Source organism: Acidiferrobacter thiooxydans (assembly GCF_003333315.1).
Classification (GTDB): domain Bacteria; phylum Pseudomonadota; class Gammaproteobacteria; order Acidiferrobacterales; family Acidiferrobacteraceae; genus Acidiferrobacter; species Acidiferrobacter thiooxydans.
Window position 1 is genome coordinate 628,304 of the sequence record NZ_PSYR01000001.1, and the last position, 20,980, is coordinate 649,283.

General features: G+C 63.7%; 9 protein-coding genes and 1 pseudogene. 8 read left to right on the forward strand and 2 right to left on the reverse strand.

Translation table 11 applies throughout. The features are described from left to right. A pseudogene (locus tag C4900_RS03225) lies at positions 1 to 300 on the reverse strand (acetate/propionate family kinase); the annotation flags it as partial. 243 nt (positions 301 to 543) lie between these two features. On the opposite strand from C4900_RS03225, the gene C4900_RS03230 reads away from it, so the two are divergent. Continuing rightward, a complete protein-coding gene (locus C4900_RS03230) occupies positions 544 to 3,078 on the forward strand; it encodes a cation-translocating P-type ATPase (RefSeq protein ID WP_114282301.1) in 2,535 nt (844 codons plus the stop codon). 444 nt (positions 3,079 to 3,522) lie between these two features. Here C4900_RS03230 and C4900_RS03235 read toward each other — a convergent pair whose 3' ends face one another. Next, complete coding sequence (locus C4900_RS03235; RefSeq protein ID WP_114282302.1) at positions 3,523 to 4,698, reverse strand: acetate/propionate family kinase; 1,176 nt, start codon at positions 4,696 to 4,698, stop codon at positions 3,523 to 3,525. Between the two features lie 1,600 nt (positions 4,699 to 6,298). Between C4900_RS03235 and bcsA the strand changes: the two genes are divergently transcribed. The 7 genes from bcsA (at position 6,299) to C4900_RS03270 (ending at position 20,824) form a co-directional block, all read left to right on the forward strand. Then, positions 6,299 to 8,545, forward strand: coding sequence for a UDP-forming cellulose synthase catalytic subunit (gene bcsA, locus C4900_RS03240; RefSeq protein ID WP_065970729.1), 2,247 nt, complete (start codon positions 6,299 to 6,301; stop codon positions 8,543 to 8,545). Between the two features lie 11 nt (positions 8,546 to 8,556). After that, positions 8,557 to 10,698 carry a cellulose biosynthesis cyclic di-GMP-binding regulatory protein BcsB gene (locus tag C4900_RS03245; protein ID WP_114282303.1) on the forward strand — a complete coding sequence of 714 codons (2,142 nt, stop codon included), beginning with the start codon at positions 8,557 to 8,559 and terminating at the stop codon, positions 10,696 to 10,698. After that, on the forward strand, positions 10,695 to 13,529 hold the full coding sequence (locus tag C4900_RS03250) for a cellulose synthase subunit BcsC-related outer membrane protein (RefSeq protein WP_170132390.1): 2,835 nt from the start codon (positions 10,695 to 10,697) through the stop codon (positions 13,527 to 13,529). Before C4900_RS03245 ends, C4900_RS03250 begins: the two co-directional genes overlap by 4 nt. Further along, a complete protein-coding gene (gene bcsZ / locus C4900_RS03255; protein ID WP_114282305.1) occupies positions 13,522 to 14,817 on the forward strand; it encodes a cellulose synthase complex periplasmic endoglucanase BcsZ in 1,296 nt (431 codons plus the stop codon). The genes C4900_RS03250 and bcsZ overlap by 8 nt, the downstream gene beginning before the upstream one ends. Before the next feature lie 956 nt (positions 14,818 to 15,773). Continuing rightward, positions 15,774 to 17,909: a sensor histidine kinase gene (locus C4900_RS03260; RefSeq protein ID WP_170132391.1), complete on the forward strand. Its 2,136-nt coding sequence runs from the start codon at positions 15,774 to 15,776 to the stop codon at positions 17,907 to 17,909. Further along, positions 17,893 to 18,396: a response regulator gene (locus C4900_RS03265; RefSeq protein WP_114282307.1), complete on the forward strand. Its 504-nt coding sequence runs from the start codon at positions 17,893 to 17,895 to the stop codon at positions 18,394 to 18,396. Before C4900_RS03260 ends, C4900_RS03265 begins: the two co-directional genes overlap by 17 nt. After that, positions 18,350 to 20,824 (forward strand): EAL domain-containing protein, encoded by a 2,475-nt coding sequence (locus C4900_RS03270; protein WP_114282308.1) that lies wholly within the window; start codon positions 18,350 to 18,352, stop codon positions 20,822 to 20,824. Before C4900_RS03265 ends, C4900_RS03270 begins: the two co-directional genes overlap by 47 nt. Positions 20,825 to 20,980 lie beyond the last annotated feature (156 nt).

A 20,980-nucleotide genomic window follows, 5' to 3' on the forward strand; every position in this document is an offset into this window, starting at 1 on the left:
TCAGGGGCCGTCTGGCAGCCGGTGGCTGTGCCGGGCAATCATCAGGTCTTCGTGCGTAGGGATGACGCGCACCGTGACCGGACTGCCGGGCGCGGAGACGGTGTCCGCGTTGCGGATGTTGGCGTCATTGTCGAGGACGACGCCGAGATGACCCAGACCCTGGGCGATGGCGTGGCGCACCGGTGCGGCATGCTCGCCGATGCCGCCGGTAAAGACCAACGTATCGACGCCGTTCATGGCCGCGGCTAGGGCGCCGGCTGCCTTGCACGCCTGATAGCAGATCATGTCGACGGCTTGGGCGGCCTGGGGTCCGTGGTGCGTCGTAACTCCGGCTGGCGACGGTTACGCGAGCATTGGAGTGCGCAGATTATGGGCCTTGAGCGGGTGGGGCAGCGCGTATCAGCCTTGGGCGGTCATGTCTTGCCGGTTCTGTCGTTGGACCTAAGCGGGGTTTAGCCGCCGTGGGTATTAGGTCGCATCTCTGTACCATAGGACGTCTCGGCCTGTGGAGTCAGGGCCTGGGGAGGGGCGGTGTCCGCAAATATGTCCGGCCAGGGGGTAAGGGATCGCGCCCTGAGTCCTGAGGAGGCGCTGCGCCGTCGCCGCGAGGATGGAGATAACGTCCTTCCGGGCAGCAGATCGAGGCCGTTGTGGGCGCTCGCCATGGGCGTCGTTGCCGAGCCCATGTTTCAGATGCTGCTCGTGGCGGGCGGTGTCTATCTCGCGCTGGGCAATCGCGCCGAAGCGCTCTTCCTGCTCGGCTTCGTCTGTATCGTCATTGCCATCACCGTGATCCAGGAGCGTAAGACCGAACGTGCGCTCGAGGCCTTGCGGGATCTGTCTGCCCCCCGGGCGCGCGTCATCCGCGGCGAAGACGAGCTGTACGTTCCGGCGCGTGAAGTGGTGCGGGGCGACGTCCTGATACTGCACGAAGGGGATCGCGTGCCGGCAGACGCACTTCTGCTCGAGGGCCATCTGGTGGCCGATGAGTCGCTGTTGACGGGCGAGTCGGTACCCATCGCCAAGACCCCGGGTCCCGCCGATGCGCCCCTGGGTGTTCCGGGTGGCGGGAACGCCGCTGCGCTTTTTGCCGGCACTGTCATCACGAAGGGCCGCGGGGTCGCGCTGGTGTGTGCCATAGCCACCGCCACGGCCGTTGGGCGCATCGGTCAGTCGCTTGCCACGGCGCAGGAGCGCCCCTCGGGTCTCCAGAGCGCCTCGCGCCGGTTGATCCGCGACCTCACGATCGCAGGGCTTACGCTGGCAGCCGCACAGATTCTGTTGAGCTGGCGCTGGGGCGGCCGCCCATTTCTCGATAGTCTGCTCTCAGGTATCGCGCTGGCGATGGCCATCCTACCTGAGGAGATTCCGGTCATTCTCACGGTTTTTCTGGCGTTGGGGGCCTGGCGGCTGTCGCAGCAGAAGGTTCTGACGCGGCAGGTCGCCGCAGTGGAGACGCTCGGTGCGATAGGTGTGCTGGCGGTGGACAAGACCGGTACGCTCACGGAAAACCGCATGGAGGTCGCCGAACTGACTGCCAACGGCGCCGATTTCCGTGTTGACGGCGAGGCGCCGCCTGACTTGCTAGACGAACTGATCGAAACCATGCGCCTGGCCACGCCAGACGACCCCTTCGATCCCATGGAGCGCGCCATCTACCGGTTCGCGCGGCGTTGGGGCCCGCGCCCGCGCGCGCAAGCCAACCGCGAATACGTCTACGAGATATCACCGGCCCTGCTCGCCGTGACCCATGTCTATGCTCGGCAAGATGGCCTCAAGATGCTGGCGGCCAAGGGGGCACCCGAGACCGTATCGGCCTTGTGCGATCTGTCGCCGAGTGAGCATCGGCGTGTCAATGACCGAGTGACCGCGATGGCAGGGCGCGGACTGCGGGTCCTTGGTGTCGCTAAGGGGGAACTGCACGGGCCGCGGCCGGCGGCGCAGCAGGATCTGCATCTCGCCTTCGTCGGACTTGTGGGGTTCCTTGATCCCCCGCGGCCAGCGGTGCCGCCGGCGCTTGCGGAATGCCGCGCAGCCGGTGTGCGGGTTATTATGATGACGGGCGATCATGCGCTGACGGCCCGCGCCATCGCCGTGCGCGTCGGATTGAGTAAACAGCCCGATGTCATCACTGGCTCCGAGATTGCGACTTTGTCCGACGATGCGCTGCACAAGCGTCTCCGTCACGTGGATATCTGCGCGCGCTTGCAGCCGGAGCAGAAGCTGCGTCTGGTGCAGAGCTTGAAGGAAAGCGGCGTGGTGGTGGCGATGACTGGGGACGGAGTCAACGATGCGCCTGCCCTCAAGGCGGCCGATGTCGGCGTGGCCATGGGTGAGCGGGGCACCGACGTGGCGAGGGAAGCTGCGGATCTCGTGCTCCTTGACGACAGTTTCGCGAGTATCGTCGCAGCGATCCGCCAGGGGCGACGGATCTACGACAACATTGGCAAGGCCACCCGCTTCGTATTTGCAGTGCATGTACCGATCATAAGCCTCGTGATCGTCCCTGTGCTGATGCACAGCCCGACGCTGTTGCAGCCCGCACATATCGTTCTGCTTGAATTACTGATTGATCCCAGCTGTTCTGTGGTATTCGAGGCGGAGCCTGCCAGTGCCGACATCATGACGCGCCCGCCGCGTCCGCTCACCGCGACCCCGTTTGGCGCCTCGCAGCTCGGCTTTGCCTCGGCGCAGGGTGCGGGTATCGCCGCGTGGCTACTTGCGGGCAACCATATGATGATTGCGTACGGGTTGACCGCGTCCCAAAGTCTCCTGCCGCTTTTTGCGAGCCTTGTGCTGGGATCGCTGTTGCTGATTGCGACGAACCGCGATCTGTCGCGGCCATTTTACCGGCGTGCCGGCGGGCATAACCCATGGCTTCCGTTCGTCTCCTTCGCTGCCGTTGCGATACTGATACTGATTGTGGCAGTGCCCGCATTGCGGCGACTCATGGCATTCTCCTGGGTCGGGCCTATCCAGATCGCGTATGTCGCCACCCTGCTGGCCGGTATCGGTCTCTGGCTTGAAGGCTTGCGGCGCCTGTACGGCCGGCGACTGGTGTCTTGCGCGCGGCGATAGCGCAGAGGTCTTTGCGCCCAGGGCCGCGCGAGCCCGCCAGCCGCGGCCAATCCGCTGCGAGACGGGATATCCCTGAGTGTCGCAAGGGCTTTGGGATGGGGAGGATGGGTTATTGGCCGCCGTTGCCCAAGCCGTTTCGAATCCGGGTCCGGCGAATGCCTATGTGGGGTAAAGCCATCCGCTGGGGCGGGCCGTCAGACCGCTCTTGGGCGGAGGTGGCGCAAAAAAAGGCGGCCTAAGCGCACGCTATCCGAGGCAAACAGAAAATGATGGAGATGTTCGGGCCGCCAGAGAGCAAACACGCCGGCGCGCGGCAGGCCATGCGGCCTACCAATAAGTCGATGGGTATCGCGCCCAAGGTCATGGGGGCAAGGCCGCCTGGACCCCAAGGGGCGTTTCCGGTCTTACTGGACTGTGTTGGCGAGTTCGGCGGCAGTCGGCGCCTTAAAGCGGATCCAGCAGCCGGTGGCTGTGCCGGGCAATCATCAGGTCTTCGTGCGTAGGGATGACGCGCACCGTGACCGGACTGCCGGGCGCGGAGACGGTGTCCGCGTTGCGGATGTTGGCGTCATTGTCGAGGACGACGCCGAGATGACCCAGACCCTGGGCGATGGCGTGGCGCACCGGTGCGGCATGCTCGCCGATGCCGCCGGTAAAGATCAACGTATCGACGCCGTTCATGGCCGCGGCTAGGGCGCCGGCTGCCTTGCACGCCTGATAGCAGAACATGTCGACGGCTTGGGCGGCATGGGGGTCCGTGGTGCGTTCATGCAGCAGGCGCTGCATGTCAGCGGTGCTTCCGGATACGCCGCGTAGACCCGAGCGGTGATTGACGAGATCCTCAAGAGCCCGGTAGTCGTAGGTATTTTTCGCAAGCAGGTAGAGCAGTACGCCAGGGTCGAGATCGCCGCTACGGGTGCCCATCATGAAGCCGCCAGCGGGCGTCAACCCCATGGTCGTGTCGATGGGTCTCCCATCGGCCACGGCCACCATGCTCGCGCCGTTGCCCAGGTGGGCGATGATCGCCCGCCCGTGTCGTGCCGCAGGCGCCAGTACGCTCATGATGTATTCGTAGGAGAGCCCGTGAAAGCCGTATTTACGCACGCCTTCGTCCCAGAGGTCGCGCGGCAGCGCTAGGCGCGCGGCGATCTCGGGGAGCGTGGCGTGGAAGGCGGTGTCCATGCAGGCGACCTGTGGCAGCCGCGGGTAATGGTGGCTGACGGCTTCGATGACGTCGATTTCGGTGGGCAGATGCAATGGCGCAAAGTGCGCCGCGCCGCGCAGGTCGCGCAGAAACAGCGCATCGATGCGCGCGTGCCGGACGTGGTGCGGTCCTCCGGAGACCAGGCGGTGGCCGACGGCCCGCGGTACCGTGATGTGGTGCGTAGCCAGTAATTCGAACAACGCGCCGATGGCGGCGCGTTGATCCGGCATCGTGTCGGTCGGCGTACGAGTCATGCGCTTGCCCATCTGTAGCCAGCTGTGGTTGTCCGGGCCGCCGATGTCTTCCACCGCCCCGCGGGCCAGCAAATCCTCCCGCGTATCGTCTACGGCATAGAGCGCGAACTTGAGGGATGAGGATCCGCTATTGATGCAGAGAATCGGTGCCAATGCCGACATAGATGGGACCCCCGTCGAGGTGTGCGCCGTGGCGCACCTGTTTGCCGGCCGTGGCCGCGTCATGGTCCCAGTATAGGACGTCAGGGTGCGGGAGGCATCTTGCGGATAGGTCGGCGCACCACGCCGCCTTGTCGTGATGCCGGACACGAAAGGCCCGACATAGGCCTTGTGAGGTCGATTACCTGGCGGCGGCCTGACGGGCGGACCCGCAGGCTTACGCGACTACGCGCGGGCGAGGCGCCTCATAGGCCGATCGCGCCGGTCACCGTTCGTCGGGACAAGGCCCTGTTCACGGACCGCTTGGGCCTTCGGGCCCAAAGAAAGGCCGCGGGCTTTGGCAGAAAGCGTTCCTATTCAGCGCCCGACAGGGGCCGGGAAGCAGCATAGCCGCGCACGGCGTCGCCGTCACGGTGCCCTCGGCTGTGACCCGTGGCGTGCAGCGCATTCAGGGCACCCCGCAGGGGCAGACCCGCATCCGCGTGTAACCGGCTCCCTATGGAACAATGGCGCGCTAAACGCGGGCCTCCAACGGAAGAACCATAATCTCATTCCGGCATTTATTTCTGTCGTCGGCCCAAGCAATATCTATCCATTCATACACGTCGTTCATTCCTTACCGGCGTGCAACACTGCTACGGTTCTAGACGGCGTTCGCACATCTGCGTACCGCTGCCGGTATGCAGACATCATGCTCCCGTAATGGGTCGATCTCATTACCCTATAGATTATGCGTGTAAAGGCCATAAAATCGGCCCGCACACACTCTGCGAGATAGGATGCGCCGCGAAAATCTATGCGACCGATGCGTGGACTAAAACGAGCGACCAGTGGAAAAGTATTTTCCGATAAGCGTGGTCTTATAAGGGGACAGGCCAAAGCGGCGGGCGGCGCCGGTCGCCGACTGACAAAGGATGTCTGCGGCGACAGGCGTATGCGTTGACAAGGATGCCCCGGCGCGCTGCGGTCTGTTGACAGGCGTCCGCGTGGCACCATTTCCATGGTGTCACGCGGGCCACATCATTAAAGACAGTGCAAGGAGCGCTCCGGTATGACAACGCCCATGTTTCATCGTGCGATAGCCATAACGAATCGTCGTAGACCTGTCCATAGTGCCATCCCTACCAATAGCGGGAGCGCATTGGCGCCGCCGCGAACGCCATCCCCGTCATTACCAAGTGCGCTCCCTTCCGCGGCCAGGCGCCATCGCTCCCGACGCCGCACGCCACTGCACCGCCAACACGGCATGCCGGCGTCGGGAGACACGGCGCATCCGCCTGATTATACGCGTGCCGTGGCAAAAAGACCGGCGTGTCCGCGCGTGTTGCCGTGAAAGTGGCGTCACAATGAAAGTGACATCACATAAGCGGCTACAGGCACGCCCCATCACCGGGCCCTTTTTACGGGGCCTCGGGTAAGGCGCCTTTCGATACCGGTTATTGACCTACGGCCCCACGCCATTTCTATTGCGAGCCAGTTGCATGGGCAGGCAGGTTCTCGCCGCCGTCCATAGGACGGTCAGTCGTTGCGGGCGATGTCCTGCCTCGGAACCTTAGTATGGCGAGCGGCGTAGAGAGATCGCTACGTACCCAAAGAGGATTTCATGTCATTCGCAAAGCGATTAGGCGGTTTTGTGTTCGCCACGGTCGTGACGTTCGCGATTGGGCTCGTCGTCGCCCTGTCGGGCGCCCCCGTCTCGACCCGCTCCGAGGCCTACATGAGCCTTTTCATGGTGCTCATTCTGCTTGCCCTGCGAGAACTCGGAAAGAGGATTGCGTTTCGCGAGCCGGGCATCACACCCATTCGCATCCTCAGCATCTTTATCGCGATATTCCTCACTGCGCGTTACCTTATTTGGCGCGTGCAATTCACGATCGGCGGGCATGGCGATCTAAGCACTGTGGCGGGCGTCTTGCTTTTGGGGGCCGAGATGTATTCGGCGGGTTTTGCGCTTCTCGGTTACTTTGTCAACGTCAATCCGCGCTGGCGTAAGGGCGTATCACTACCGCCGGATCAGCCGTTGCCTGCCGTTGATGTGGTGGTGCCCAGCTACAATGAGGGCGCCGACATTCTGGAGGTGACATTGTTGGGCGCCCTCAACATGCGCTACCCGCAAGACCGGTTGCGTGTGCATTTGCTCGATGATGGCGGTACCGATGACCGCTGCAAGAGGCCTGACATCGGCGAGCAGTCGCGCGCCCGGCGCCGGGCGTTACAGGCGCTTTGCGAACGCCTTGGGGTGAGCTATCACACGCGCGTTCACAACGATCATGCCAAGGCGGGCAATATCAACGCGGCAATTCGTGATTTGACAGGCGAGCTTATGGTGATCTTGGATGCCGATCACGTGCCGACCGTGGATTTTCTGGAAAAGACGGTCGGGTTTTTTGTCAAGGATCCGAAATGCTTTTTGGTACAGACCCCTCATAGCTTCATAAATCCCGATCCCATAGAGCGCAATCTCGCGACGTTCGACGATTCGCCGGCGGAGACGGAACTCTTTCACAACACCATACAGGCCGGTCTGGATGGATGGAACGCCTCGTTTTTCTGCGGATCGGCGGCGGTCATGCGTCGTAGCGCGCTGCTTGAGGTCGGCGGGATCCAGGGGGATACCATAACGGAAGATGCAGAGACCGCGATGATATTGCATGCCAAGGGGTATCGTAGCGTATTTCTGAACGAATCCTTGAGCGTCGGTCTGCAGCCCGAGACGGTCATGAGTTTCATAGCGCAGCGCGTGCGATGGGCGCAAGGGGCCTTGCAGCTTCTGCGTTTCAAGAATCCGCTCGCATTGAGAGGTCTGCGCTGGACGCAGAGAATGGCCTATCTCGCGAGTTTTTCGTATTGGTTCTTTCCATTCTCTCGCGTGATCACGATCCTGGCGCCATCGTTGTTCCTGCTTTTTGGGGTCATGGTCTACAACGCGACTACAGAGCAGTACGCCATCTACGGGATCCCGTATTTCCTTTCGACCATGGTATTCGCGGATCTGGTGTTCGGAGAGATTCGTTGGCCGATGATGTCGGATGTCTACGAAATGGTACAAACGCCTCTGGCCCTACCTGCCTTGGCGGCCACGTTGCTAAGGCCGCGCAAACTTACGTTTCGTGTAACGCCGAAGGGGGAATCCCTTGAGCGGGACTTTGTGGCGCGCGTGGCATGGATTCAATACGCATTTCTGATCGTACTTGTGTCATCGCTCGCCGGAGGCGTATGGCGCTGGCTCTATCACCCGCATGAGCGGCCGCAGTTGGTGTTTACCATGATGTGGGAGTTCGTGAACATGCTGATTGTGGCGGCGGCCGTAGGTGTGACGCTGGAACGTAAGCAGCAGCGCAAGGATTTTCGCATCGTTCCAGACGAACCAATTCCGGCGGTTATGATCGCGGCCGATGGGAGGCGTATGGCGGCGCGCATAAAGGATCTGTCGGTGGGAGGGGCGTTTATCGAGATCAGCGATCCGGTACTGGCGGCGCGCGGTTTCGCTATCGATGAACGTGTCACGGTGGCGGTGGTGAGCGATCGCGCAGGGCAGCATGTGACGTTCATTCCGGCGCGCGTGACTCGGGATATATGGGGCAAGGTCGGGGTGGCGTTCGTCTTTGGCGGGAGTTCCGAGAAGGCCGATGTCGTGCACCTGATCTATGGCCGCAGCGAGGATTTGCGGGCGCGGCTTGGCAGGCGGCGAAGGCGTGTGTCGTTGGCCCAGGCCTATGCCTATATGGGCCGCAAGGCCGTTGCCGGGTTACTGGCTAATGTCCGATTCGTGATGCGCCTTGGGTGGGATGGGGCGGCGTATGCCCCTTATCGGATCGCCGGGACGCGGCGGCGGGTTTCGCGTCTGTGAGGATGAGAGGCATGACAGAAGTCACGATAGAAGTGCCGATCCGGGCACAAGGGCCGTCTCATAGAGCGGGAAGGTGGTTGGCGGGCATGCTGTCGCTCCTCTTGGCATGGGGTGGCGTACGTGCCGCTTATGCGGCGGGGGCGGTGCGCCATGGGGGCGCGGTGATGGTGAACGCACCCTTATCCAGCCTTGTCGGCGGCAAGAAGACGGTTATGTTGCGTCCTGGGCAAGACGCCGCGAATGTCTACTGGCGCGTGGCCTCTCATCATGAAGCGCGGGATGCCACACTGGAGATCCACTATCTGGTAAGCCCCAATACGCCCAAGGGGTCGCAGTTGGCGGTGGCGGTCAATGGCAAGATCATGGGCGCGATCGTTGTGCATGCGCATCTCCCGCGTGGCCGGTTTACATTGCGTCTGGGTCGCCGGGCTTGGGGTCATGGGCGCTATGACATACGGATCACCGAGATGCCAGGGGCGGCCCCCGTCGCGACACCGACTCAGTCTGGGAACATGTGGGCACAGATCGACTACAGTGCCTCGCAATTGCGTTATAGGTCGTACTTCATTCCCTGGCGGCATCTCAATTTTGGCGCGTTGCGCGCGGTCTTGGCGGGGTCTTCGCACCATTCGATGATGAAGCTTGACATGGCTCTGTACGGTGCGGTCACGCCGACGCTCATGACCGCCTCGCAGGAGGCGGTGGCCGGGCTTGCGCTACGCAGTCGGGCGCACCTGCAGGTGCGGGTCGCTGAGGGCGCTAAGTCATCGCCCCTTGTGCGCGGCGCAAGATCCGCCGTCAGCGTCGTTCTCGGGCCCGCTGCGCGGCTTCCGGCGTTCGCATTGCCGGCAACACCGATCGCCGGTCCCACGGTCCTGCTGGTACGCAATCCCATGCGTCCCGCCGACGCCCTCCTGGTGTTCACCGGCGAGGATGGCGCGCAGGTATTGAGGGCGGCGCGCGCCTTCGCGCTGACGAGGATGGTCTTGCCCCTCGGTCACGAATGGATCATTACCGGGAGTCGAGCAATATCCCGTACGCACCGGGGTTCGAGGGGCGTCGCCTATCCTGGCGAGAGGATCAGTCTGCGTAAGTTGGTCGGGCGCAATGCCCATCTTGGGGTCCCGCGCGCCGTTATTCCGATCCGGTTCTGGATGCCGGGCGGACTGTTTGCCTCTCGCCAAAGCAATATGAGGCTCTGGCTGACGATGGCCGCCAAGCCTCGGACCCTTAGCGGACACCGGCCGGTGATTACCGTAACTGCCAACCACCATTGGATCTCGGAATGGACGCTGACACCCGGTGTTGCGCGCTATCAGACCACGATCCCCTTCTCGGCGCTCGTGGCCGGCCGGAATCGTGTGAGTTTTCATATATCGGGGGGCAAGGCCGCTCTCTTCCCGGGGTCCGTGCTGCGGCTCCCGAACACCCAGCGCTACGCCGTTTTACCGGACCTTGCGCTATGGCGGCGCACGGGCTTTCCGCTTGCGGTCGACGGCCTGGGTCAACACTTGTCGGTGTGGTATGCGGCGCGTCGACCGGCCGATTGGTCCGCGGGTTTGACCCTGTTTGCGCGTCTCGTGCAGGCCTCGCGTTCGCCCTTGCCGGGCGCCGTGGCGACCTTCACCATGCCTGTCCGTGGCAATGCGCTGGCGGTCGGCACTCTCACATCCCTCGGCCGCCACTGGCTTGCGGCAAGCCCTATCCGTCTGGGCTCAAGGGGCATGGTCCGCGAGGCGGCCGGCGCCAGGGGTCATGGACACGCGTGGGCGGGGGCGAGTCGCCTGGGGGCCGGCCGCTATCTGCTGGAGTCCCGGACGCCCTACCGGCACGGTGTCATGGTGACGCTGCTGGCAAACCATGTGGCCTGGCTGCCCGCAGCCGCCTCGCGGCTGGTGATGCCCGAGAATTGGCGCATTCTGCGCGGCGATCTCGCCTGGGAAAAGGCCAGCGGGCGATACGCATCGACCAGGATCGGTCATCGTTTCGTGTATGGCCGGCGCAAGACCGGATGGTTCTGGGTGTTTGTGTTCTCGATGCGTCCGTGGCTGTGGGTCGCGGCCGCATCGGGCGTCATATTGTTCGCGGCGGTGCTGGTGTGGATGCATGCCTTGCGCAAGCGGGCGCAATGGCGCGCGGAGGAGGCACGATGAAGCGCTTGTGGTTTCGGCCTCGGCGAATCGCCCGCGGACTCACGGTGATTGCCGCCGGCATCCTGCCGTTAACGATGGTCCCTGCGGTCGTCTACGCCCGCAGCCGGGTGCATGGGGGCGCGTTTTTGGAGGCCCAGGGGGCATTCGATAGCAATGTCACGAGCAATATCTATACCCGGAAGGGACGGTCCTTACGGGCCATCAACGCCAATGAGAAACAGATCTGGGAGGCCATCACGCAAGGTCACTTGCGCCGGGCGCGGGCCTTGATCGACAAGACGGCCTCGGAGTTTCCCGGGTGGCATCCGCGCCAAGCCATGACCTTCGTGCTCCTCGAAAAATCGATCTGGATCCATATCGGGGCCGGTCATCTGCAGGCGGCGCGAAGGCAGATCAGCGTTCTGCGTGCTGACTATGGCCGGGGGGCGCTTGCCTCCGCGACGCGATCGGCGATTGCCTCCATGCGTGTGGTCATGAAAAATGACGAGCTGTGGGCCCTAATCGGGCACGGGCACCTATACGCCGCGCACAGAGCGATACGCCGGATGGAGGCGGCAGACCCCAGTTACGAACCGCCCCACAAACTGCTCGCCGCGCTCCATGAAGACCTGGGCCGCCGTGCGCTCGGGCGTTACGAAAAGGCGCACGACTGGGCTCAAGTCCTGATTCTGTATCATCGCGAGCCAGCGATCTTCGATCGTGCCCACACCGCGAACCAGCTGGTCTTGGCGCGGGCGTTGGCGGCTACGGGCCATCTCGGGCGCGCGCGCACCGTGTTCTCGGCCTTGTTGCGCGACGCAAAACATCTGGGACAGGTAGAGACCCTGCTCGGCGTGGCCGCCACCCACCTGACGGTGGCCGATATGCAAGACCTCTATGCCCGTGCCCAGACGCGCCTTCCGGCGGACTGGCGCGCCCTGCGCGCGGCACATCTGCGTTATCTGTTGATGAAGGCGGCGCAGGCGCATGCCGCCCACCATGACCGGCGGGCCCTCGCCCTGGTGGCCTCGCAAGGGGCCGCCATCATGGCCGTGCACGCGGCCGCCGACGCGCGACTCATGGGGGCCCTGTATGGCGCCGACGGCCACCGCCGGAAGGCCTTGCAGTGGTGGCTGCGGGCCGCCGACTGGTCCGGGAAAAGTCGCGATTGGCGCGTGGTCGGTACATTGGCGCTCGCCGATCACGACGTTGCGCTTATGGACACGGCGATCACGCGCCTGCCTCCGGGAACGAAGGAGCGGCTACAGCTTCGCCGGCAGGCCGACTTTATGGACGCCCTGTCGGCCTACCGGCATGGTCGATACGCCGCCACCCTGAAGATACTGCAGGACGCGCGACGACTAGGGCCGCTATCGGCCGGGATGCGCGCCATCGAGGCCTGGTCTCTGGTGCATACTGGTCATTTCCGGCGGGCGGGGACGCTCTTTACCGCCCTGTACCGCGTGCACCAGACCTCCGGCAATGCCGCGGGCCTCATCATCGCCGATCAGCACCTGCATGAGTTGGCCCGCGCCTATCATCTGGCCGCGACCCTCAAGGGGCCGCTTGCGGCGCGGTTGCCGATGGCCACCATGGGGCATCATCTCACCGACATCAACGAGATGCCGTGGCGGTTCGTGGCGCCGGATGATATTGCCGCGCCCAGCCCCCGGCAGTCCTACCTGGCCCTGGGGGGTTCATGGGGGCAGCGTGGTGGCCACAGCAGCGGGCTTGCCGCGATGCGCGTGTATCAACCGTCCTTGCAGGCGCAGCTTGGCATAAACTGGCACCTGGCGGCCTTTGCCGAGGTTTCTTCTCCGTTGATCGAGGACGGGCCACCCGTGGGCGGTCAGCTGCCGATGATTGGGGCCACGGGAGGCGGCGCATCCGTGACCACGCGCATACAGGAACGCCCCGGTTTTCTGCTCGGTATCGATGATCGCAGGCCCCACGCCCACTGGCGCATGGCGCTCGGCTGGACGTCCCCTTCGATCGATCCTCGGGGTACGCCCCAAGGTCTGCTGCGTTACACCGCTATTCCGTCGCGTAACGGCAGCCGCTTTGGTTTTCATGTCCTGCGCGACCAGGTCCGTCAGACGCTCACATCCTATAACGGCATGCGCGAGACCTTCGACGCGAGGGTCGGTGGGGCCACAGTACCGGTATCGGCCACCTGGGGTGCGGTCATGCGTAATCAGGTCGGTGCCAGCGGCTATGCGAGCGGTGGCCGCCATGGCTGGTCGTATATCGGCACCTTGCACCTCAATGCCCTTGACGGCGATAACATCCCCACCAACTATGGGGCCAGCACCTATCTGGCCATGATGCGGCCGGTGTTTACCAATCACCGTTGGTGGGTGACCCTCGGGCCCTCATTTTATGCCGAAGGTTATCGGCGCAACGAGGATTTCGTGTCGCCCGGTTATGGTGCCTACTTTAGCCCTCAATGGATGGGACAGCCGTCGCTGAGCGCAAGCGCAAGTCACTGGTGGCCCGGGGGCGCGATCAATGTCAGCACCGCGCTCGGCTATCAGTGGTTCTACGAGACCGGGGGTCCCTATATCGGATCCTCCTCCCTTAGGGGTACGCTGGCCCCGCAGTGGGCGGCCGCGGGGCTGGTGGGCGCCCCTTATGGGGGAACCCGTGGTCACAATGTCGCCGGCTCCATCGACGTGAATCTCACCCAACGGATCGCGGGGAGCTGGTATGTGGATACGGGTGCCTCCTACCAAGCTAATCCCGCGTTTCAAGAACTCGAGGCCGGTCTCGATATCCGTGACGTCTTTGGCGGCGAGGGGGGCCGCACTTTCATTCCGGCGCAGTATGTGGCCGATATGGGGCGCTATGAGTAAGGCGGCTTGCCGAGGTGTCCGCACGAATGCCGGGACCGCTGGTTCGGGCCCGCAGCGGGTCTCGTGGCGCGAGCGATGGCGACAGCGGTTGGGCGGACAGGCGCGCTGGTGGGGGCGCGGCCTGGTGGCCTTGCTGGTGGCGCTGGGCGGCTGCTCGCTGGCGGCGGCCCCCGATGGCCCGCGGCCGGATCCGGCCCGTTGGTATCGATTGTGGGGGAGTTATCAGCAACGGTTCGTCGACCCCCAGGGCCGAGTCATCGATTGGAGTGAAGGTGGTATCACCACCTCGGAGGCCCAAGCCTATGCGTTGTTTTTCGCACTGGTCGCCGATGATCGCGGGCTTTTTCAGAAGATTCTGCACTGGACCGAGGCCAATCTCGCGGAGGGCAGCCTCGCCCGGCATTTGCCGGCCTGGCGGTGGGGCCGGCGGCCTGACGGCAGCTGGGGGATCCTCGACCACAATTCGGCGGCCGACGCCGATCTGTGGCTCGCCTATACCCTCATTCAGGCCGGTCGACTGTGGGGGCGCACCGACTACACGGCGACGGGGATACTGCTGGCCCGGCGTATCGCCCGCGAGGAGGTGACCATGGTGCCGGGGTTGGGGCCGATGCTGTTGCCGGGTCAACACGGATTCCGGGTGGCCCACGACACCTACGTCTTTAATCCAAGCTACCTGCCCTTGCCGGTCGTGGTCGGTATGGCGCACGCCATTCCGCGGGGCCCATGGGCGGCCATGGCGCGCACGCTCCCGGCATTTCTGCACGCGACGAGTCCTCATGGCTTTGCGCCGGACTGGGTCGCTTATACGCCCGGCCGAGGATATCACGCGGCACCGCAAGGCTCCGTGGGGAGCTACAACGCCATTCGCGTGTATCTGTGGGCGGGGATCAGTAATCCAGATACCCCGGGTGCGCGCCGTATTCTTGCGTCCATCTCCGGGATGGGCCGTTACCTCCATGACCACCTGTTGCCGCCCGAGAGGGTCGACGTGGCGACAGGTACGCCGGCCGCGACAGGTCCCGTGGGGTTTTCGGCAGCCCTCATACCCTACCTCATTCGTGCCGGCCATGGGCGGGCGAGCCGCAATCAACGGCTGCGGTTGCGCGCCGATTACGATAAGGCCACGGGGCTCTATGGTAAGCCCGCGTATTACTATGATGAAAACCTGGCGCTCTTTGCGCTCGGGTGGGTATATGGAACGATACGTTTTTCCCCCCAGGGCGCGTTCGTTCCTGTGTGGTCGAAGGGTCGTGCCCCCGTGTCACGCGCAAGGGCGTCCGGTTAACGGTCCTTGCCTCGGCGTAACATAGGCGCCCTTTTGCCAATGACGCGGCGACGTTGGCACGGATGCGGACCGGGTGAGCCGCCAGCCGCCCGCACCCTCGCGGATCGAGCTTTGGCATCAGATATTCAATGACATACGCCGGATGGGCCGACGGGATAGGGCCTTGCACTCGCCACCCCAGAGGTCGTGATCGGGGGTTCCGATACAATCCTCTCAGTTCCATCGTTCTAGCCCATGGCCCTCGCCAGCCACCCTGTGGCCTCACCTCACCTGCCGTGACTTTATCCCGCCATTTCCGCAAGGGGGTGTACGCTCCGCACGGCCCCTTGCCGTTTGGTTTCCAGGCCTCTTGTTCCCGATCGGGTTTGGTTCCCAAGTCCTTGATGACAGCTCCCAGGCGCAGCCGATAATCCGGGCAAGACGGTCTTTGGCGAGAGCGATCACGGCGGCACGCTCGGTCGTCGACGGGGTCATGGCCGCGCCGGGCCCGCGCGCCGCCTGATCCACGACCATACTCACGACGCCGCGCCCTTACGCCAAGACGCAGAACGGTTTCGCTGGGACTGGTCCCCAGGGCCGCCCATACGGCCGGTAATGCAGCCCCTACCTCTGCCCGCCGATTAACCGGGACGTCGTATCGAGGAATATCGGGATGAGCCTTGGCGTCTGTAGCTGAGAGGTCGGCGATCGGCGGGCTAAGCCCGCCGTATCTGGCAGCCCCGTGGCCGGTCGCTCAGGACCGCCATGGCCTTCCGGCAACCTGCCCTGCTATCCACGATCGTCGCGGAATCTCCGTTCGATCGTCGCATGCTGAGCTATCTGGGGGCGACGGCCTTCGGAACAGGGGCTTCCAGTAACCAACTACTACCCTTTTGCTGGGCCATGGCGGCGTCTATGCTTCATATATAAGGGGTCTCGCTCTCGGGTGTCGCGACATGAGACGGAACGGGCGGCGCGTGGAGGATACACGATTGGGGTCGGGGCGCGCGCTGCGGCGTGTGAATCGTGCGCACGGCACGGCGTTGCTCATACTCGCACTGCTGGCATGGGCGGTTCATGTCACGCTTGCCGATCATATCGCCGCGATCCGTTCGGATGCGCGCGTGATCAACGAGGCCGGATTGGAGCGCATGCGCATACAACGCGCGGCCTTGCTGGTGATGCGTCTGGCGGCGGCGCCGGCGGCCGCTCGGTCTATCTTGCGCGCGGCCCTGGACGGCGAGGCACGGCGCATCTGGCATGTCTGGCGGGCCTTGCCGCCGCTACCGGCCGGAGATCTGGGGCAGTCGGGGCCGGTGAGCGCGCAGATCGCCCGGTTCGTGGGGTGGTTACGCGTGGCGGCAGCTCCCACCGCAGGTCCTGTCCATGCATCGGTCATGCGTGCGATCATCCATGCCGCCGACGGGCCGCTGGCCGTGGCCGTGAATCGGCGGGTTTTGGCCTACCAACGGTTGGCCAATCGCGATAACAGCGATCTTTCTAGGCTGGCAAGTGACCAGTTCTATCTGGTACTGGGGACGCTCGCAGGGTTGACGCTCCTTATTTTCGTACCGCTCTCGCGCCTTACCCGCGCCGAGATCGCCAAGCTTACGGACGCCATCGCCTATAATCGCGTGCTGTTCGAGTCGGCCCCTGATGGCATCATCGTCATAGACGAGCGCGGGATCATAGAGGCCTTCAACCCGGCGGCCGAGGTGCTGTTCGGCTGGCCTGCGGAGAGCGCCCGCGGCCGTTCCGTCGGCATCCTCATGGCGGAACCCGACCGCAGTCGTCACGGCGAGTATCTGGAGAGATATCTTACGAGCGGCGAACGCCATGTGATCGGGCGGTTGCGCGAGGTCACCGCGGTGAATCAGGCCGGTACGTCGATCCCGGTGGAGATTTCCGTCGGTGCCATCGATGGAAGGCGGCGGCGGTTCGTGGGTATCGTGCGGGACCTTACGGTACGCAAGGCCGCACAGGAGGCCCTCGATGCCGTGCGCGGCCGCTATCAAGACCTTGTGACCAACCTGAATGTCGGCGTCTTTCGGATCATGGCGGGCGCGCCACCATGCTTCCTTGAGGTCAACCCCGCGATCCTGGCCCTCTTTCGCGCCCCAACGCGTGCCGCCCTGTTGGCATGCCCCATAGACACCCTGTTTGTCGATAACGAGGATCGGCGGATCTTTTCCCATGAATGGGATCCGCAAACGCGCTCTGCGGATCGCGAGATCCCGGTGCGCAGCCTGGACGGCGGCGTATTCTGGGCGGTGATCAGCGCCGTGCGTAAAGACGAGGCCGGACAGGTCTACTTCGATGGGGTCATGGAGGACGTCACCGAGCGCCGCGAGGCCTCGCGTGCGCTCGCCACCCTGAACCAGGACCTCCAGAGGAGGGTCATGGATCTCAACGTGGCCAACAAGGAGCTGGAGGCCTTCAGTTACTCGGTGTCCCATGACCTGCGCGCCCCGTTGCGCAGCATAGATGGATTCAGTCAGGCCCTGCTTGAGGATTACGCTGACAAGGTGGATGCTGTGGGTCGTGACTATTTGACGCGCGTGCGTGCCGCGAGCCAGAAGATGGCGGAGCTTATCGACGACCTCTTACAGCTCTCGCGGGTGGCGCGCGCGCAACTTATCCGCAAGCCCATCGATATCACGGCCATGGCCCGCGACATCGCCGAGGGTCTGCGAACCGGGGAGCCCGGACGCCATGTGGAGTGGCGCATCGAGGAGGGCCTGCGGGTGGCCGCCGATCCCGTGTTGATGCGGCAGGTCATGGCCAATCTGCTGGCCAATGCCTGGAAATTCACCTCGAAGAAGGCCAGCGCCTACATCGAGGTGGGCGGGATGTCGGCCGGCGGAGGCCGGAGACTGTTCGTGCGGGACAACGGGGCGGGCTTCGATATGGCCTATGCGGATCGATTGTTTGGCGTTTTTCAACGCTTGCATACCAGTCGCGACTTCGATGGCACGGGCATCGGCCTTGCCATCGTCCAGCGGATCGTGCACCGCCATGGTGGAGAAGTATATGCCGAGGGCGTGGTCGGCGAGGGCGCATGTTTCTCCTTTAGCATACCGGATGAGGAGGGTCTTGATGTCAGTCACCCCTGAACGCTGCATTCTTCTCATAGAGGATAACCCGGATGACGAGGCCCTGACGCGTCGCGCGTTTGCCAAGAACAACATCACGAATCCGGTGGTTGTCGCCCACGATGGCGCTGAGGCCCTCGAGTATCTGTTTGACGAGGATATCCACGCGGCAGGCGCCAGCGGGCTTCCGATATTGATCCTGCTCGATCTGAAGCTCCCGAAGATCGACGGGTTGACGGTATTGCGACGGTTGCGTGCCGATCCGCGGACCAGGCTCTTGTCCGTCGTGATCCTGACATCGTCGGGCGAGCAGCAGGATCTGGTGGAAGGTTATGGTCTGGGGGCCAACAGCTATATTCGCAAGCCGGTCGATTTCGCGGAGTTCATGGAAGCGGTGCGCCAGCTGGGTCTCTATTGGCTGATCCTGAACACCCCCCGCCGCCGGTCATATAACACTCGCCATGGGCACACCGGTGCACATTCTGCTGCTGGAGGACGCCGAGGATGACGAGGCGTTGGTGCGGCGTACGTTAGCGAAGGCGGGAACTACCTTCGTCATGGATCGCGTCGAGACCCGTACCGCTCTGATCCAGGCCCTCGATACCATGTCCTACGACATCATATTGTCCGATTATTCCATGCCCGGCTTGAGTCCGCACGATGCCCTGGCGATCCTTGCCGAGCGCCGACTTGATATTCCGGTGATACTCGTCACGGGCACGATAGGGGAGAACCGGGCGGCGGCGATCATGCGCGCCGGGGCCCACGATTTCATCCTAAAGGACGATCTGTCACGGCTCGTACCGGCCATAGAGCGTGAGCTTCGCGAGGCGGAGGGCCGGCGTCAGCGGCGCGCCATCGAGAACGAGCAGCGCAAGCTCTCGCGTGTCGTCGAACAGACCGCGGATGCGGTTCTGGTGACGGACCGCAACGGACGCATAGAGTATGTGAATCCTGCGGTAAGCGAGCAGACCGGGTATAGCGCCTCGGAGCTTTTGGGGGCCACGCCCGCGATATTCCGCTCAGGGGCTCATGATCAGGCGTTTTACCAAAAGCTTTGGTCGACGTTGCTGTCGGATCATGAGTTCCGGGCGGTATTTACCAACCGACGCAAGAGCGGTGAATGCTATTTCGAGGCCAAGACGCTGACGCCATTCAAGGACGACACAGGCACCATCGCTGGCTTCATATCCACGGGTCGCGACGTGAGCGAGCTTGTGCGCATGCGTGAGGATCTGGAGCGTTCCCTGTCAGTGCTGCGCACCACCCTGGAGGCCACCGCCGATGGCATAGCGGTCACGGATCTCCAGAGGAACATCGTCGACTTCAATCAGCAGTATTGTGACATGTGGGGGTCGAGTGTATTTCCGACGTGTTCGTGGGTGGAGCGTAGAGCCATCATGGCAGAACTTGTTCGCGACCCCGAGGAATTTCTCGGGTTCGTCCAGTTCCTCTATGAACATCCCGCGGAAACCCGCTCCCAGGCGGCGATGTTGCGCGATGGCCGGGCCGTGGAGTGCTATTCCCAGCCGCAGAGGCGTGGCGATGAAATCATAGGCCGGGTGTGGTGTTATCGCGACATCACGCAACGTGTGCAGCACGAACAGCGCCTCATACATCTTGCCTATCACGATCCCCTGACAGATCTGCCCAATCGTCGGTTCATGGAAAAGCAATTGAAGGAGCGATTCGCGGCTGCGTGCGGGGAGGGCGCGCGTCTGGCCGTGGTGACGATTATGATCGATCGGTTCAGTCGTATCAACGAGACGCTGGGCCATGGGGCCGGCGATGACATCGTGCAGATCATCGCCCACCGGCTAGCCGGTGCGTTGGCCGATGGCGGCTTGCTGGCGCATACCGGCGGCAGCGAGTTCGTGGTCGCGCAGGAGGTGGAGGCCACAACCGGGGCTGATGATCTCATATCGGCCCTGCGGGCCGCCATCGGTGAGCCGGTGGTCGCCCACGGAAAGGAGTTTTTCCTGACGGCGAGCATGGGTATCGGGCTGTACCCGGAGGATGCCACGGACCCCGACACGCTCTTGCAACACGCCGACAATGCGGCGGCCCGGGCCCGCGAAGAGGGCGGGGACATGGCGGCCCGTTACCGCTCGCATATGTCGTCGGATGCCGCGCAGCGCCTGGCCACCGAGCATGCCTTGCATCGCGCGCTTGCGCAGCAGGAGTTCGTACTGCACTACCAGCCTCAGGTGTGTCTGAAGACCGGGCGCATTCTCGGCGTCGAGGCCCTCATTCGTTGGCAGGATCCGCATTTTGGGCTCGTACCGCCCGGCCGCTTCATTCCCATCGCCGAGGAGACCGGGCTTATCGTACCCATCACGGAATGGGTGCTGGCCACCGCTTGTGCTCAGGCCGGGAGTTGGCAGCGCGCGGGCATGCCTGGTATCACCATGGCGGTCAATATCTCGGCGCGACTGTTCAATCACGGCGATCTGCTCGGCATTGTAGACCACGCCCTTATGGCGGCCGGGCTAGAGGCGCGATTTTTGGAGATCGAGATCACAGAGGGCGTCATTATGCGCGACCTCGATCACACCACGGATCTCCTGCGGGAGTTGCGGCGGCGAGGCGTGCGCGCGAGCGTTGATGACTTCGGGACGGGTTACTGCGCGCTCGGCTACCTGCGGGACTTCCCGCTCGATGTCGTAAAGATCGACCGGTCGTTCGTGCAACGCCTGGGGGCCGATGTCCGTGACGAGGCGGTTACCGCCACCATCATCCAGATCGCGCATACATTCGCCTTGCATGTCGTAGCCGAGGGCGCCGAGACCGCATCTCAGGTACGCCGTCTCGTCGCCCTGGATTGTGATGCCCTGCAGGGCTATTACTTTTCGCGCCCCGTGCCTGCCGAGGAGTGCAGCCGGCTGTTGCGCAACCCCCAGCCGTTCGCCGTTTTGGAGGGCGCGGGCTGGCGCTGAAGGCGGGGCGGCGGGATGGCGCGGTGGGCCCCGGGCTCCACACCGGCCTCGGTCGGGGCTGTGATCCGTGGCGCCGAGGCTTGCGATGAATCCCGATGGCGCACAGCCAGGGACCAAGCGCGGCCTTTTGCGACGGTGCGTATGGGGAGGCGCTGA

Excerpts from the sequence above, each read along its gene's own strand:
- C4900_RS03265 (WP_114282307.1), top strand. The coding sequence starts at position 17,893 with ATGTCAGTCACCCCTGAACGCTGCATTCTTCTCATAGAGGATAACCCG.
- C4900_RS03235 (WP_114282302.1), bottom strand. The coding sequence starts at position 4,698 with ATGTCGGCATTGGCACCGATTCTCTGCATCAATAGCGGATCCTCATCC.
- C4900_RS03230 (WP_114282301.1), top strand. The coding sequence starts at position 544 with ATGTCCGGCCAGGGGGTAAGGGATCGCGCCCTGAGTCCTGAGGAGGCG.
- C4900_RS03270 (WP_114282308.1), top strand. The coding sequence starts at position 18,350 with ATGGGCACACCGGTGCACATTCTGCTGCTGGAGGACGCCGAGGATGAC.
- bcsZ (WP_114282305.1), top strand. The coding sequence starts at position 13,522 with ATGAGTAAGGCGGCTTGCCGAGGTGTCCGCACGAATGCCGGGACCGCT.
- bcsA (WP_065970729.1), top strand. The coding sequence starts at position 6,299 with ATGTCATTCGCAAAGCGATTAGGCGGTTTTGTGTTCGCCACGGTCGTG.
- C4900_RS03245 (WP_114282303.1), top strand. The coding sequence starts at position 8,557 with ATGACAGAAGTCACGATAGAAGTGCCGATCCGGGCACAAGGGCCGTCT.
- C4900_RS03250 (WP_170132390.1), top strand. The coding sequence starts at position 10,695 with ATGAAGCGCTTGTGGTTTCGGCCTCGGCGAATCGCCCGCGGACTCACG.